This window comes from Streptomyces cucumeris (genome assembly GCF_024295805.1).
GTDB classification, from domain to species: Bacteria; Actinomycetota; Actinomycetes; order Streptomycetales; family Streptomycetaceae; genus Streptomyces; species Streptomyces cucumeris.
On the sequence record NZ_JANCLX010000019.1, the window covers coordinates 160,169 to 173,997 of the forward strand.

A 13,829-nucleotide genomic window follows, 5' to 3' on the forward strand; every position below is an offset into this window, starting at 1 on the left:
CTGCCCGCGATCCGTATGGCGCGGTCAGGCAGATCACGTCTCGGCCGGTCCACGAGAGCCGGCCTTGGAGTCGTCTGTCACCGGACTGCCGAGTGTCGCCGCGACCGCACGGCGGCCGAGCGGTGTGGTGCTTGAGAGGGTGAATCAGCGTGTCAGCGTCGAGTCGGGTGCGGAGCGTGAGAAGTCGGCAAACTCGACCAGGCCGTGCGGCTGACCGGCGCCGATGGTTGCGGCCACGCTGGGCGGCCGCCTTCATCGGCATGGCGGGCGTCGCGGTGACCGCGTTCCTGGTCGCCGTCGGCGGTTCCGGCCCCGGCGGTCCGCGCGCACTGACGTCGGATGAGGTGAACCGGCTGGCGATGACGCGGTTCCGCAATTACGAGGCGCAGGGCCGCTCGATGACGATCACCGTACCGGGTACCGCCGGGGGGCTGATCGTCACCGGGTCCGTCGACTACCAACGCAAGATCGGTTATGGCGTGGTGCACGGCGCCGGGCGTGACACATCCAGCGATGGGCTGATCGAGTGGACGGCCCGCTCGGTGTTCGTCCACCCAATGGCGAACGCCCCGGCGCACGCACCCGCGTCGCCGCCCCGCTCGGGCTGGTACGGCCGTCCGCTGCAGTCGTCCGGCAGCTCGCTGGACAGTTCGCTGGCCATCGCACTCAGCCTCGGCAGCGACCGGCCGGACAACGCCCAACTTCTGCCGCAGAACGGCGCCGCCTGGCTTGGACGGGACCAGGTGGATGGGCATCGGGTGGACGTCATGGCCGGGCCGTCCTCCCGTGACCGCTCCGGTACGGCGGGCAGGGTCCGCTACTGGGTCGGCTCGGACGGCACCATGCACCGGGTCCGCGTCAGTGTGGGTTCCGAGTCGCGGCCGGTGGTCATCGATTTCGACCCCCACAAGTACGTTCCGGTCAAGCCGGTACCCGGAGTCACCCCGACCCAGTAGCCGCTGTTCAGGAGGTCCGCACCCGCGCGTCCGTGGCAAGCAGGGAGGCCGGTGGCAGCGGGATGTCTGCCGTGTCCGGCGGGGCCGGAACGGCCGGGACATCGGTGGCGCCCGTCGTGGTGGCGTGGGGGAACTGCGGCTGTCGAGCAGGCGCCGCGACCTTGCTGAAGGGGATGCCACCGGGTGCCGTCGGCATCGTCCACCGGCCGCCCGGCGAGGGCGACTTGGCGGGCAGCGGACAGGACGCGGTTGTCGCGAGCCGGGCGGGGACTGTGGTGCGCAGATCGTTGCCGCGCAGGCAGTTGCCCCGCCCCCGCGTGGCGGTGGGGAACGTCCAGCCGACGTCGATGCCGTTGCCGGTGAACGTGTTGTCCACGATCCGGTTGCCGACCGAAGGGATGTCGGCGGTCGCGGTGATCACCAGCCCGGCGCTGCTGTTGTCGGCGACGCGGTTGCGGACGAACTGGTTGTCGCCGCCGCCGTCGATGCCGATGCCGGTGCCCCACCCGCCGTCGGCCTGCTGCGGGGTGGCCTTCTGCTGGTTGGCGGCGATCAGATTGCCCGCGATGACGGCGCCCCGCTGCGGGAGCAGCTTCTCCTGGTGGTCGGAGTTGGTGGTCAGGCCGACCCGGTTGCCGACCAGACGGTTGCGGACCACGTACATCTCGCCGCCGGCGTTGGTCCCTTCGTAACCGACCGCGTTGAGTTCGGCGACGTTGTCCCGCACCACGATGTGACACGGCTTGCACTGCCCGACATAGATCCCCGAGTCGGCCCCGCCTGACGCGTACGAGTGCTCGATGACACCGTTCTGCGCGGAGAACGCGTAGATGCCGTACAGACCGTTGCGGGTCGCGGTCACGTACGAGACCAGGAACGACTTCAGGAAGGTGACGGGCTCATCGCCGGTGTCGTAGCCGCCGCTTTGCCCCGGCAGCCCGGCGGCGGCCGCCGCTGAACCGGTGACCAGCACCCCGTTCTGCGTGTTGTTCTTCACGGTCAGGTTCTCCACGGCCACCCCGGGCGCAGCGACGACGACACCGTTCGGCTGCCGCAACCGCCCGTCGATGACGACCTTGTCCCGGGACGCGCCGCGAAGAGTGATGCGAGCCGTGTCAATCTTCACCGATTCGTGGTAGACGCCCGGCGCGACCAGCACCAGGTCACCGGGGTGAGCCAAGGACACCGCAGCAGAGATCGTCGGGGCATCGGCAGGCACTCGGATCGTCACATGCGCACCGGTCGGTCGTCGGCCTTTGGCCGATCCGCCATCCCCGCCGCCGCAGCCGACCACAAGTGCCAGCGTGCCCAGTACCGCCGCCACCACGCGAAGAGCTAATCGAGGCATGGCCCCAGTCTGGCAGAACGCCCAATTACTCGCCGTAATTGGTGAGATTGACCGACGTGCACGGTCGGGATGTGGCACCCTGCACCCCATGCATCGAGCCGATCACCGTCCGTCGCGCCGCGCGTTCCTCGATGTCGCCGGCACCATGGTGGCCGCCGGCCTGACTGCCGGGTGCACATCGGAGTCCGCTCAGCCAGGCCGGCACGCCCCTACCGCCGCGGCCACGCCGACGCCGGTTGTGGCGACGGGCCGGCATCAGGCAGGCATCACGCTCCCCCAGCCGGCCCAGCGCAACCTGCTGGCCGTGGTGGCCGACCTCGGTGCCACCGTGGCTCCCGGCCCGTTACTGGCCGAACTCGGCCAAGCCATCCGCACACTCGTCGCGGGGAACGATCCGCGGCTGCTGGGTCTGCCGCCGGGCGACCTCACCGTGACCGTGGGTGTGGGTCCCCGGCTGGTCCGCATGGCCGGTGCTTCGCTGCCTGGCGCGACCGACCTCCCGCGGTTCTCCCGCGAGCGGATCGCCCGGCGGGCACGCGGCGGTGACCTGCTGATGCAGATCTGCGCCAGCGACGCGCTGCTCTTACCGGTCGTCGCCGCCGCGATCCTGGACCAGGCCGGTGACCGCATCCACGAACGCTGGCGGCAGTCCGGGCGCCGCGGTGCGAACGTGCCCGTCGGCAACGGCCTCACCGCGCCACGAAACCCGCTCGGTTTCATCGACGGCATCGTGGGCCCGCACACGACCGCCGAACAACAACGCGACCTGTGGCTGGCCGGGCCCCCCGCGGTCGCCGGTGGCACCCTTGCCGTACTGCGGCGCATGGAACTCGACCTGCCCCGGTTTGCAGCCCTGTCCGTAGCCAAGCAGGAAGCGGTCTTCGGGCGGCGCCGGGCCAGCGGCGTCCCCCTCTCCGGTGGCACCGTCGCCTCGGGCCCGGAACTCGGCGCCAAGACACCGGACGGACGCTACCTCGTCCCCGCGGACGCCCACGTGCGCAGGGCGAACCCTTCCGTGGTCGGCGCCGGCCTCATGCTCCGCCGCTCCTACAGCACTGACGAGCTCGCCCCCGGCCTGCTCTTCATCAGCTTCCAGAACGACCTGCGGACCTTCACCGCCACCCTCACCCACATGGACACCTCCGACGCACTACTGCAATTCACCACCACAACCGCCAGCGCGACATTCCTGATCCTCCCCGGCTTCGATCGGCAACACCCACTCGGCTCCCAGATGTTCGCCTGATTACCCCGTTTTCGCCGCCTCGACCTGATCAGACGGCTGACGTGACCGCCGCACCGCGTAAGCAGGAGCAGACGGGGGAGGGGAGGCATCTGGTGAGCGACCGAAGCGCGACGCCCGAACCCTGCCGACAGGCTGACCCTCCTCCTCGTGGTGTGCTTCGGTTTCTTCGGGAGTCGCTTTGCGCCGAGCGTCATGATCAATGTCAGTGACTCTTGATGTCATTCCGGGTGATGAGGATCCGCGATTTCACTCAGGATCGCTTGGGTCCTCAGTTGGTTGCGCGAAGGATCAAGGGAGGAGTTTGGGGATCGCCGGGCATCCGGGTACTCCGTGAGTAGCGGCTACTCGAGTACGGCGTCTAGGTACGGATGCCCATCTGCCGACGGGTCTTGACCCTGCATGCTTCGCCGTACCGGTTTGTGGGAGTTCGAGATCGAAGGGCGCAAAAGCATGCAGCGCGTTGGATCCTTGCGAGGGCTGATCCTCGGCAATGGGCCGTCGCAGTTCTACTTGGGTGTGGTTGCCGTGGCCGTGGTGTTCTGGCTTGTGGCGTCAGGCGTCCACGATCAGCTGGACGCCTCTTATTCGGTTGTCTATCCGCTGGTGGTGACGAGCCCTGTGGCGATCGGTCTGCTCGGCGCGCTGGAGCCGGTGTGGGGGGCAGAGGGTGCTCCCGGTTGGCTGGCTCCTGCCTTTGAGGTGGCTGCAATGGCGGCTGGAGCAGTGGTGAATGCTTTCCTGATCGGTCTTGTGGCCCGGTGGGTGGGTCGGCCCCGCGGACAGCAGGGGGGTAGCGCACGGGGCCGCCTGCCGTGATGGTGGCGGGCCTTGTCCTGTCGTATGGAGGGTCAGGCGCGTCGGATGGGGGCGATGTCCGGGGACACTGGGCCTGGGATGGTGGGGGTGGAGCTTCTCCTGGGAAGTGGTGCGCGTCTGGTAGTGCTGGGCGGCTACCCCGTCCCGGCATTCGAGTTGGTACGTGTTGTCGTCACGAAGCAGCACCTGGACTTACCAGCTGCCCTCCATGCCTTCCTCGACGAGCTCCAGGACCATATGCGCGTTACCACGCTTGGGGTTGGCCGGCATCCTGCCTGTCACTGGTTTCGAGGGGCTCTTCACCACGCGCCCCGCCTCATCTGTTGCAATCAGCGTGGCCCGATCCTTCAACATTGTTCAGACATCGACTCGAGGAAGACATCGAGGACTATGTCATCGTGGGCTGGTGACAGCATGGATGTGCTCCTACTGGGACAAGGAAGACCTCTGGCGCTGCTTCGAGGTCGACGCTGGAGGCGCGGCCGATCTGGCGGTGCTCCTCGGAATCCTGATCAACGCTGCAAGGCGGCCTCTGCCCCACGGGAGGCAGGCTTGAACGAACGCGACGTCCTGCTCAACGAGCTCGCGCAGGGGCTGCGTCCGATGTCAGAGGGCATCGAATGGTTCGACGGCCTCGGCTGGGAAGAGCAGTCCGAGGTGCTGCTGTTCCTGCGTCATCACTGTGTCCAGGCCGGCGCTGTCGCCGAGGACGCACCGGAGAGCATCCGCCGTGCCGGGCTGCGCCCGACGCATACGCCTGCAGTGCTGATCTCACGAGGCCGGATCGACGAGCAACTGGGAAAAATCGCCGGTCTCGCGCCTCTCGACGAGCGCCGCAAGGGGTTCAGGCTGCTGATCGCGGTGCTCACGCTTGCCGACGCGCGCCGCCGCGAGCGCTTCTGCTCTGGCGGTTGCAGTCACTGGTGGCACAGACTGTCCGCCGTCGCCTGAAAACCCAGCACCGCGCCTCTGAAGGCCAGATCCCGGTTGAGTGTTTTCCGCGGAGCGGATCGGTCCCACCAAGTCCCGGTGATGGGCGCCGACGATCCGTTCGGCGTATGCGGCTGGTGTGTACGGCCTGCTGCCCTGCAGATGTGTCCGGGCAGAAGACGAAGTGCTCAGCCGCGACCAGGAGTGCCTCGTGCTCGTTCCCCGACCCGCAGAACGCAGTCCACTCCTATGCCCGCGAACGCAAACTGCTGATGGTGCGACTGGTGGCCGACCTGGTAGCGGAACTGGGCTGCCGCCAGCCCACCGTCCTCGCCGAGCAGCTCGTGACCCTCGCGGACGGCGCCGCCAGCCGCGCCATGGTGCTGGGCGAGGCGGACTACGGCCGGCACGCGCGGACGGCGACGGAGATCCTCCTGGACAACGCGCTGCCGGCCACGGACTGACGGGCCCCGCCGAGTTGCCGGTATGCCCAGGCAGCGTCTTGCCGGTCATCGGGTCGTTGGATGGTCATGAGGGATGTGCCTGAGATCTCCGATGCCGCGTGGGCAGTGATGGCGCCGCTTCTTCCGCCTGCGGGGCCGTGCCCGCGGTCGGTGGCGTGATCACCGCCAGGTGATGGAACGCATCGTGTTCAAGTTCCCTACGGGGGTGCCCTGGCGGGACTTACTGGAGCGGTTCGGCCCCTGGCAGACCGTGCACGGCAGGTTTGCCCGGTGGGCTGTCGACGGGACCTTCGCCTCCACTCCCAGTCGCTCGCGTGACCTGGCCGTCAGCGACCGAGACTGATGGAGAAGCCACAGGCAGCGAATGACAGCCAGGGCTGCAGGAGCCTGGCAGCCTCGACCGACGCGCTCAGTGTTCGGCGGAGGGCGCTGTTGTGCTGAAGCGTCACCGTACGCCGACCGAACTCCTGCCGCTGCAGTCGGGCCTGATCGCCTGCAAGTCCTCCCTGTTCGATCGACTGCCGTTCTGACGCCCCGAGTGTGGTCGGTCTGGCCTCACCGGTGCCGGGATGTCGATGACACGGCCGCTGTTCAGCACGAGCACATCGCCGGTGCTGTTGTAGTGGGTGTTCTGCACACGCCGGTAGCCGCTGAAGCCAGCCGCCGTACGGATTCGTACCGCAGCCAGTCGCGCGGTGCGTTTCGGTCCGATGCCGTACGGCGGATCCTGGCGGGCGCAGTGCTGACCTTCCACGGCCGACTTGGCGATGGTGGTCGCCGTCGAGGCCCCGCGCCGGGGGCCCGACAGCGAGTGACGTCAGGCGGACCGGCTGACGTCGTCGAAGTCGGTGGAGGCCGACAGCTCGGCCCATGCCAGCACGTCGCGGTCGAAGGCGTCGCGTCCGGCCTGGACGAGCTGAAGCGCGTCGGCGCCGAGCAGCAGGCGCGTCGGCGGCTGGTCGGCCGCCACGATGCGCAGCACCGCAGCTGCGGCCTTGTCCGGGTCGCCCGGCTGCTGCCCGCTGCCGTGGATGCGCCGGGCGCGCAGCGGCTCGAACAGCTCGTCGTAGTCGGCGATCACACGGGGTGCGCGGATCATCGAGCGGCCGGACCAGTCGGTCCGGAAACTGCCCGGCTCGACGGCGGTGACATGGATGCCGAAATCGGCGACCTCCTTGCCGAGCGTTTCGAGGATGCCCTCCACCGCGAACTTGCTGCCGTGGTAGAAGCTGAGGCCCGGCATGGTGATCAGCCCGCCCATCGAGGTGACGGCGATGATGTGGCCCGAACGGCGCTCCCGCATGTGTGGCAGCACGGCCTTGATCACCGCCACGGTTCCGTAGACGTTCACCTCGAACTGACGGCGAAGGTCATCCATCGACGACTCCTCGAAGAGGCCGTCATGGCCGTACCCGGCGTTGGCGACGAGTACGTCGACCGGGCCCAGGTCGCGCTCGGTCTCATCCACGACCGTGTCCACCGCGTCATGGTCGGTCACGTCCAGGATGCGGGCGTGCGCGTCGCCGGCGAGCGCCTCGAAGGCCCGTGCATCGGCGGGCGTGCGCACCGTGCCCACTACCCGGTGGCCCGCTGCCAGCGCCGCGCACGCCAGTGCGCGGCCCAGGCCGGTGCTGACGCCGGTGATCAGGAATGTCTTGGTGTCCGACACAGGAGTTCCCTTCGTTCGATGCGAACAGAGACCGACCGGGGCGGTGAGGCCCCGGTCGGTCCCGACACGTTCCACTTCAGCACCGGAATCGGCTGCTGATCGATTTCCGGGGGGTCCGCTTCGCCCCGGGGACAGCAGGACCGGGGGACTGCCAGTCCCCCTTTCGCGGGCTGTCGGGGCGGTCTGGGGCCCTATCGTGAACGGCATGGACCGCAACACAGCTCTCGGTGAGTTCCTCCGCTCTCGGCGGGCACGGATCACCCCGCGCCAGGCGGGCCTGTCCGACGACGGCGGCTCCCGGCGAGTGCCAGGACTGCGCCGCGAAGAGATCGCCCAACTGGCGGGCGTGAGCGTGGACTACTACGTACGCCTGGAACGCGGACGCCGACTGAACGTCTCCGAGACCGTGCTGGACGCCATCTCCCGCGCGCTACGCCTCGATCCCGTCGAACGCACCCATCTGTTCCAGCTCGCCAAGCCCGCCGCAGGCAGGCCCCGCCGCACGGCGACGCGTCCGCAGCCGGTCCGCCCGGGGCTGCGCGACCTGCTCCGGATCCTCGAGCACACCCCCGCCCTTGTGCTGGGGCGGCGACTGGACGTCCTTGCGTCCAACCAGATGGCACGTGCGCTGCTCACCGACTTCGACGCGCTGCCGCACCGCGAGCGGAACCTGGTGCGGTTCATGTTCTGCGACGAGACCGCCCGCACGTTGTATACCCACTGGGACACCCACGCCCACGACATTGTCGCCTCGCTTCGGCGCGACGCCGGACGCCATCCGCACGATCCATTGCTGGCCGAACTCGTCGGCGAACTCTCGATCATTGATGAGGACTTCCGCCGCTGGTGGGCCGACCAGAACGTGTTTCGGCACACGCATGGCAGCAAACACTTCCACCACCCGATCGTCGGCCCGCTCACCCTCAATTACGAGTCCCTGACCCTGCCCGCCGACCCGGACCAGCGGCTGAGTGTCTACACTGCCGAGGCAGGCTCCAGCTCCGAAGAGGCGCTTCGGCTACTGGCCGCGTGGATACGGCAGCCCGAGACCTCGCACGGGCAGCAGGCAGATCATTAGACGCCCGCCGGTCCGCGAGGAGCGGGCGGCCAAGGTGGCTGCGTCCCATGAGCCGGGATGGGTGTCATGGAACACCGGCAGACCTTGCGCCCCACCGCGCCGCGGGGGGAGGCGTTGTGGGTGGAGACGTTCACTGGGCTGCGGTCGTGGGAGTTCGAGGCTTGTCACGTGTGGTGTGTGAGCTGGGCGGTAATGGCCCTGGTGGTGGCCATGGTGCCCGCCCCTGGTGGACCGGGTGCTACTGGTGGCTGTCTAGTACCGCGTCGACTTCGGTGTCTGGGTCGGCGACACCGTCGGAGAGGATGTAGAGCTGGTAGTCGTCGGCCGGGTCGATGACGGTGACAGGACTGCTCCGCTGGTGCGGGTCCTTGTGGTGCAGGAGGCGGTGTTGGGTCAGCGGGGCGAAGGACTTGTGGAAGCCGGCACCGCCGTCCTGCAGCGTCAGCCCCGTGACCCAGCCCCATCAGAACGCCCGGCACCCCCGACGTGCTGGCCGCCCGGAGATGCGAACGCGCCGGAGTCCGCAGTGAGAAGGGCATCCGCTGGGGCGGACGACTGCTCGCCCAGGTGGCTCGAGTATTCTCAGGGCTCTTGCTTCCCAGGGCGCCACACGTACCGGATGTCCGGCTCACGTTCTTCGTTGCGGTGGCCGTCGGTGCACTCGGCTGCGACGAAGCCACGTCGCTCATAGAAGTGACGTGCCGACTCGTTGACCTGGAAAGTCCACAGCGCCAACCCGGCGGGACGCTGCTGCTTCGCCAGGTGTACGAGGCGGTCGCCGATGCCTTGGCCCTGCCAGGCTGGATCGAGATAGAGCTGGTCCAGGTCATCGCCGTCCAGCACCATCATCCCGACCACCGACTCATCTACCGTCACCACCCACGTCTCCTGGCTGGGAACGACCACTTCCCGGAACCAAGTCCGGACCTGATCGTCGGTATGAGCGCGGCGTACGCCCGGCAGCGCCGCCTTGAACGAACGCAGCCACACGTCGGCCACCGCAGCGGCGTCGGAGTCGACCGCACGGCGGACGACGAAGTTGTTGATCTCCACAGCGACGCATGCTCGCAGACACATGATGCGGCCGCATCTGACTTCTCCGCGATGCTCGGACCAGAACGAACCCGGTGGCCCCTCTGCGGTCACAGCGCTGGCGATGTCAGTGGAGGAGGAGATCGTCGGGACTCGATTGGCGCTCGGCACCCCGCCGCGCTGTGAGCGTCCTCACGACGTACGTCGTCAGTGGCAGGGCGGTCGTGCATGGTGAGCGTGGGTTTGCGGCGTTGACGCCACGGAGCCGTGTGTTTCTTCCACATGACGTGCCGTTCGGTGGTGCTACAGGGAGTGGAAGGAGAGCCGCGGAGTTCCGTTTGCGTGCCGATGTCTGCGGGGTCAGGTGACCGGACACTGGTTGCGCCGGGTGGTGACCGCTGCCCGGCTGGGAACGGCAGTCGAGGACACCTCATGCTCACCGGACGAGCCCCGCCCCAAGGATGCGCCTCCATGACGTCCACGCGATGAGTCGGTGTGGGCCAATCGGGCAGTCGCTCCGCGGCATCGAGTCTGTCGGCGTTTTGGGGCGTGGGCGTACAGACCACCGCCGTCCTTTCACCTCTAGCGGGGCGCCGGCACCTGGACCTTCGCGAAGGGCGACGCGACATGGACCGGTACCGGGACCTCCACCGTGCCGGCCGAGGAGGGCACGGACGGTGCGCAGAGTGTCGTCACACCGCACTCGTCGCCCAAGCCACCCGCTGACTGCCCGAGCAGCTGACGCCTCGGGTCCTTCCCGTCGACGACGCTCAAGTGACCGCCCCTCAGTCTGGACCGCAGCCGGACCGGGGCGGTCACGGCAGGTGCGAGGGCACGACGTGTCATGGGCACAACGGCTGGTGATTCATGAGCACCAGCGCGCGGTGCATGTAGTTGTCGGACTTGATGGAGGCGGTGGCGATGGCTTCGTCGCCGTCCCAGCACCGTAGGCGGCGAGGCCGAGGCTGTGCAGGGTCTTGCACCAGAGCGGGGGATCGTCATGGAACATCAGCTGCTCCATGACACCTTCCGTTCGAGGAAGGGTGCGGAATGTGCCCTGCGCGGCGGTCCGTGAGGCATTGGACGGTGTCTGAGGCGTGCTCCCCGGCCCCTTCGGCGGTGGCACGTTCCGTGTCGGCCGGGCAAGGTAGCGAACTCGGGGGACTGGAGCGAAGTGGCCTGCTCTGCGACAGCTCGGGCTCGACATCGGCCACCCCCCATCGAACACATGATGACCAGTAGTGACCAAGGAGAGGCGTATGCCATTCACTCTCAGCCATGCCGCCGCTGTGCTCCCGGCGCTCCGTCGGACGGGCACGGCACGCGGCCCGCTGGTTGCCTCGGCTCTCGTGGCGGGGTCGTTCGCACCGGATATGACGTACTACGCGGACAGCCTGATCCCCGGTGCCATGGCGTTCGGCGAGGTCACCCACGCGCCGTTGGGAGTGTTGACTGTGGATGTGCTGGTCACCGTGGCCCTGGTTGGGGGTTGGCTGCTGGTGCGCGAGGCGCTGGTCGCCTTGTTGCCCCAGGGGTGGCGGAGCCCGGTCCTCACCTTCGTCAGCGGCCGGCTCTGGCGGCCTCGGACGACCCGGGAACTGCTCGTCCTGACGGCCTGGTTCGTGGTCTCCGCGGTGCTCGGGGCGGCGACGCATGTCGTCTGGGACGCCTTCACCCACCCGGGCCGCTGGGGCACCCGGCTGGTGCCGGGCCTGGACCAGGTGGTGGGCGGACTGCCGGTTTACACCTTCGTGCAGTACGGCACTTCGGCGCTCGCGGCTGTGGCGCTGGGGTGGTTCGGATGGTCGGCCCTGCGGGGGCAGGGCGGTGGCGCCCATGATGGCGGCGCATCTGAGGCGGCAGCGGCGGCCACGGTGCCTGTGCTGGCCGTACGGTGGCGGCTGTTGCTGACCACCCCGGTCCTGCTGTGCGTAGTGGCGGGCGCCGTGCACCGCATGGTGCGGGTACGCGACGTTCAGGGTGCCACGGGGCACTGGCTCGGTTATCTCCCGACCGTCCTCTTCGGCGGGGGAGCGGGCCTCGTGCTCGGGCTGGTGCTCTACGGGGTGGCCGTGCGGCTGGTGCACCGCCGTACGCTCCGCGCCGGGGTAGCCCGCGGCGCCGCGGGGCAGGTGCCGTCTCCTGTGAGCCGGTCCGCAGCCTCTGCGGTGCCCCCGTCGGCGCCCTCGTCGGGTGTTCCGACTGCCGCGGGGGCGGTGGAGTCCGGTGCCGAGTGACGCCGCCCTGGGGGGAGCTGCCGGGCGCCTGCGCCTGTTGTCCACGACGGGGTACTCGTTGAGGGCAGAGCCGGGCTCCGGTATTGCTGGTGCGGTTGTGCTGCGGACATCTGCCTGATGGGGTGTTGGACACCGTCGTCGTACCGCTCAGGGCTCTGTCGTGTCCGGAGTTGGGACCGGGTCGAGGTTCAGGCGTTCTGTGCTCCGCGTGCCAGCAGCAGGAAGGCGTCGACGAGTTCTTCGGCGGGCCGTCCGGTGGCCAGGCTGCGCAGTTGCAGTCCGAAGATCAGCGCGACGGCGCTGCTTGCCAGCCGTTCGGCGTCGGGTACGCCGAGGCCGGTGAGGATCCGGGTGACCAGCCGGTCGTATGCGGCGAAGGACTGTTCGGCCGCGGTGCGCAGTCGTTCGTCGCGGCCGGCCTGGATGTAGAGCTCGAAGGGGGCGATGTGCCTGGTGCCGGTCTGTGTGTACCCGGTGACCTGGTCGACTGCGGCGGAGGCCCGGTCGATGTCCATCCCGTCGGTCTGGCACTGGTCCGCGAGTTCGGTGAGGCGCCGGGTCTCTTCGGCGACGAAGTGCAGCAGGCTCTCGCGCAGCATGTCGTGCTGGGTTGCGAAGTGGTAGGTGACCGAGCCGAGGGAGACTTCGGCTTCTTTGGCGATCCGCCGGTTGGTGACCGCGGCGATGCCGTCTTCGCTGATGATGCGCAGGACGGCGTCGATGATGCTCTGCCGGGTTCCGGGGGGCTTGGCCATGACGGTCATTGTGTCACCGGCGGCGCGGCGGCAGCGGTGGGGTGGCGGTCGGCAGGGTCGGTGGTTCGGCGCGAGGTCGTGTGTGTCGTGGATGCCGCCGATCACGCGGCGCCCGCGGGTGCGCCGGCCCTGCTGTTGACGCGGTCGCTCGACCCTCATACTGTTCGTTCGAACGAACAGTTTTCGAAAGGTCGGACCATGCGCATCGCAGGATCAACCGTTCTCCTGACCGGGGCCTTGGGTGGCATCGGTCAGGCCATCGCTCGTGACCTGGCCGGAAAGGGGGCCAAGCTGGTCCTCTCCGGGCGTCGTGCCGACACCCTGGAGGCGCTCGCCGACGAGCTCGGCGCCCGGGCGGTCACTGCCGATCTCGCCGATCCGGACCAGGTCGACCACCTCGCTCAGGCCGCCCACGACACCGACATTCTGATTGCCAACGCCGCACTGCCCGCCACCGGCGAACTCCTCGACTACACACCCGAGCAGATCGACCGTGCACTGACGGTGAACCTGCGCGCCCCCATCATGCTGTCCCGCGCACTCGCGCCCCGGATGGTCGAGCAGGGCCGGGGCCACATCGTCCATGTCGGCTCGATCTCCGGGAAGGCAGCCACCAAGTACTCCTCGCTCTACAGCGCCGCCAAGTTCGGGCTGCGCGGCTTCGCGCTCTCCCTCCGCCAGGACCTGCACGGTACCGGGGTGGGGGTCTCTGTGGTCCAGCCCGGCGCCGTACGCGACGTCGGCATGTTCGCCGCCACGGGCGCCACTCCGCCGACCGGCGTGCGCATGGTCTCCCCTGCCCAGGTGGTGTCGGGAGTGGTCCGGGCCGTCGAGCGCGATCTGTGCGAAGTCAACGTCGCGCCAGTGGAGCTGAGAGTGCTCAGTGCCCTGGCCGGGCAGTTCCCGGGCTTCGCGGAGAAGGCGCAGCGCGGCTCCAGCGCGGAGCGCACCCTCAACGAGGTCGTAGCGGCCCATCGCGACCGGCGGTAGCGGCGTCTTCGCCGCCGAAGGCCGCCGGGCTCACGGCCAGGTGACGTGGCCCGGTACTGTCCATGCGCCGCACGGCGACCACGAGCCGGGCCTTGGTGCTCCTGTGCACGGTGACGTTCATCCATGGCGGGAGTCGTAGTGGTCCAGCCCTGCACCGACGTGATCCAGCGGCAGGTCGACTCGCTGGCCGCCCGCATCCGGCATTCGGTCGCCGTGGACGACGAGCGTGGCGGTCTCATCGTGTGCAGCCGTCATTACGGCGACGAGGACCCGCTCCGTGTCGACGTGGTGCTGTCCCGGCGGCTGCC

Annotated in this window: 13 protein-coding genes and 1 pseudogene; 10 read left to right on the forward strand and 4 right to left on the reverse strand. The window is 68.8% G+C overall.

What is annotated here, in order from left to right; genetic code table 11:
- The first annotated feature begins 260 nt into the window (after window positions 1-260).
- Window positions 261-956: a hypothetical protein gene (locus NMK44_RS26030; protein ID WP_254747299.1), complete on the forward strand. Its 696-nt coding sequence runs from the start codon at window positions 261-263 to the stop codon at window positions 954-956.
- A 7-nt stretch (window positions 957-963) separates the two neighbouring features.
- On the opposite strand, the gene NMK44_RS26035 is transcribed toward NMK44_RS26030, so the two are convergent.
- A complete protein-coding gene (locus NMK44_RS26035) occupies window positions 964-2,304 on the reverse strand; it encodes a right-handed parallel beta-helix repeat-containing protein (RefSeq protein ID WP_254747245.1) in 1,341 nt (446 codons plus the stop codon).
- Window positions 2,305-2,392: 88 nt separating this feature from the next.
- On the opposite strand from NMK44_RS26035, the gene NMK44_RS26040 reads away from it, so the two are divergent.
- From NMK44_RS26040 to NMK44_RS42740, 5 genes are all read left to right on the forward strand, one after another.
- Entirely contained in the window at window positions 2,393-3,550 is a 1,158-nt protein-coding gene (locus NMK44_RS26040; RefSeq protein ID WP_254747247.1) for a Dyp-type peroxidase, read from the forward strand.
- Between the two features lie 399 nt (window positions 3,551-3,949).
- Complete coding sequence (locus tag NMK44_RS26045; RefSeq protein ID WP_254747249.1) at window positions 3,950-4,366, forward strand: SCO4225 family membrane protein; 417 nt, start codon at window positions 3,950-3,952, stop codon at window positions 4,364-4,366.
- Window positions 4,367-4,918: 552 nt separating this feature from the next.
- The gene (locus tag NMK44_RS26050) at window positions 4,919-5,317 is read left to right on the forward strand and encodes a DUF5958 family protein (protein WP_254747251.1); all 399 of its coding nucleotides are present in this window, start codon (window positions 4,919-4,921) and stop codon (window positions 5,315-5,317) included.
- A 143-nt stretch (window positions 5,318-5,460) separates the two neighbouring features.
- Window positions 5,461-5,760: a hypothetical protein gene (locus tag NMK44_RS26055; RefSeq protein ID WP_254747253.1), complete on the forward strand. Its 300-nt coding sequence runs from the start codon at window positions 5,461-5,463 to the stop codon at window positions 5,758-5,760.
- 127 nt (window positions 5,761-5,887) lie between these two features.
- Window positions 5,888-6,103: a transposase gene (locus NMK44_RS42740; protein WP_374215342.1), complete on the forward strand. Its 216-nt coding sequence runs from the start codon at window positions 5,888-5,890 to the stop codon at window positions 6,101-6,103.
- A 474-nt stretch (window positions 6,104-6,577) separates the two neighbouring features.
- On the opposite strand, the gene NMK44_RS26060 is transcribed toward NMK44_RS42740, so the two are convergent.
- The gene (locus NMK44_RS26060; protein ID WP_254747255.1) at window positions 6,578-7,429 is read right to left on the reverse strand and encodes an oxidoreductase; all 852 of its coding nucleotides are present in this window, start codon (window positions 7,427-7,429) and stop codon (window positions 6,578-6,580) included.
- Window positions 7,430-7,634: 205 nt separating this feature from the next.
- Here NMK44_RS26060 and NMK44_RS26065 point away from each other — a divergent pair, with 205 nt between their 5' ends.
- The gene (locus NMK44_RS26065) at window positions 7,635-8,507 is read left to right on the forward strand and encodes a helix-turn-helix transcriptional regulator (protein ID WP_254747257.1); all 873 of its coding nucleotides are present in this window, start codon (window positions 7,635-7,637) and stop codon (window positions 8,505-8,507) included.
- 582 nt (window positions 8,508-9,089) lie between these two features.
- On the opposite strand, the gene NMK44_RS26075 is transcribed toward NMK44_RS26065, so the two are convergent.
- Window positions 9,090-9,560 (reverse strand): GNAT family N-acetyltransferase, encoded by a 471-nt coding sequence (locus NMK44_RS26075; RefSeq protein ID WP_254747259.1) that lies wholly within the window; start codon window positions 9,558-9,560, stop codon window positions 9,090-9,092.
- Window positions 9,561-10,798: 1,238 nt separating this feature from the next.
- Between NMK44_RS26075 and NMK44_RS26080 the strand changes: the two genes are divergently transcribed.
- Window positions 10,799-11,776, forward strand: a complete 978-nt coding sequence (locus tag NMK44_RS26080) for a DUF4184 family protein (protein ID WP_254747261.1) — start codon at window positions 10,799-10,801, stop codon at window positions 11,774-11,776.
- A 188-nt stretch (window positions 11,777-11,964) separates the two neighbouring features.
- Here NMK44_RS26080 and NMK44_RS26085 read toward each other — a convergent pair whose 3' ends face one another.
- Complete coding sequence (locus tag NMK44_RS26085) at window positions 11,965-12,531, reverse strand: TetR/AcrR family transcriptional regulator (protein WP_254747263.1); 567 nt, start codon at window positions 12,529-12,531, stop codon at window positions 11,965-11,967.
- A 198-nt stretch (window positions 12,532-12,729) separates the two neighbouring features.
- Between NMK44_RS26085 and NMK44_RS26090 the strand changes: the two genes are divergently transcribed.
- Window positions 12,730-13,521 carry an SDR family NAD(P)-dependent oxidoreductase gene (locus NMK44_RS26090; RefSeq protein WP_254747265.1) on the forward strand — a complete coding sequence of 264 codons (792 nt, stop codon included), beginning with the start codon at window positions 12,730-12,732 and terminating at the stop codon, window positions 13,519-13,521.
- A gap of 123 nt (window positions 13,522-13,644) precedes the next feature.
- Window positions 13,645-13,829: pseudogene (locus NMK44_RS26095) on the forward strand (hypothetical protein); the annotation flags it as partial.

Bases quoted from the DNA above. Each gene is read 5' to 3' on its own strand.
- NMK44_RS26030 (WP_254747299.1), top strand. From the start codon at position 261: ATGGCGGGCGTCGCGGTGACCGCGTTCCTGGTCGCCGTCGGCGGTTCC.
- NMK44_RS26035 (WP_254747245.1), bottom strand. From the start codon at position 2,304: ATGCCTCGATTAGCTCTTCGCGTGGTGGCGGCGGTACTGGGCACGCTG.
- NMK44_RS26040 (WP_254747247.1), top strand. From the start codon at position 2,393: ATGCATCGAGCCGATCACCGTCCGTCGCGCCGCGCGTTCCTCGATGTC.
- NMK44_RS26045 (WP_254747249.1), top strand. From the start codon at position 3,950: ATGCTTCGCCGTACCGGTTTGTGGGAGTTCGAGATCGAAGGGCGCAAA.
- NMK44_RS26065 (WP_254747257.1), top strand. From the start codon at position 7,635: ATGGACCGCAACACAGCTCTCGGTGAGTTCCTCCGCTCTCGGCGGGCA.
- NMK44_RS26080 (WP_254747261.1), top strand. From the start codon at position 10,799: ATGCCATTCACTCTCAGCCATGCCGCCGCTGTGCTCCCGGCGCTCCGT.
- NMK44_RS26085 (WP_254747263.1), bottom strand. From the start codon at position 12,531: ATGGCCAAGCCCCCCGGAACCCGGCAGAGCATCATCGACGCCGTCCTG.
- NMK44_RS26090 (WP_254747265.1), top strand. From the start codon at position 12,730: ATGCGCATCGCAGGATCAACCGTTCTCCTGACCGGGGCCTTGGGTGGC.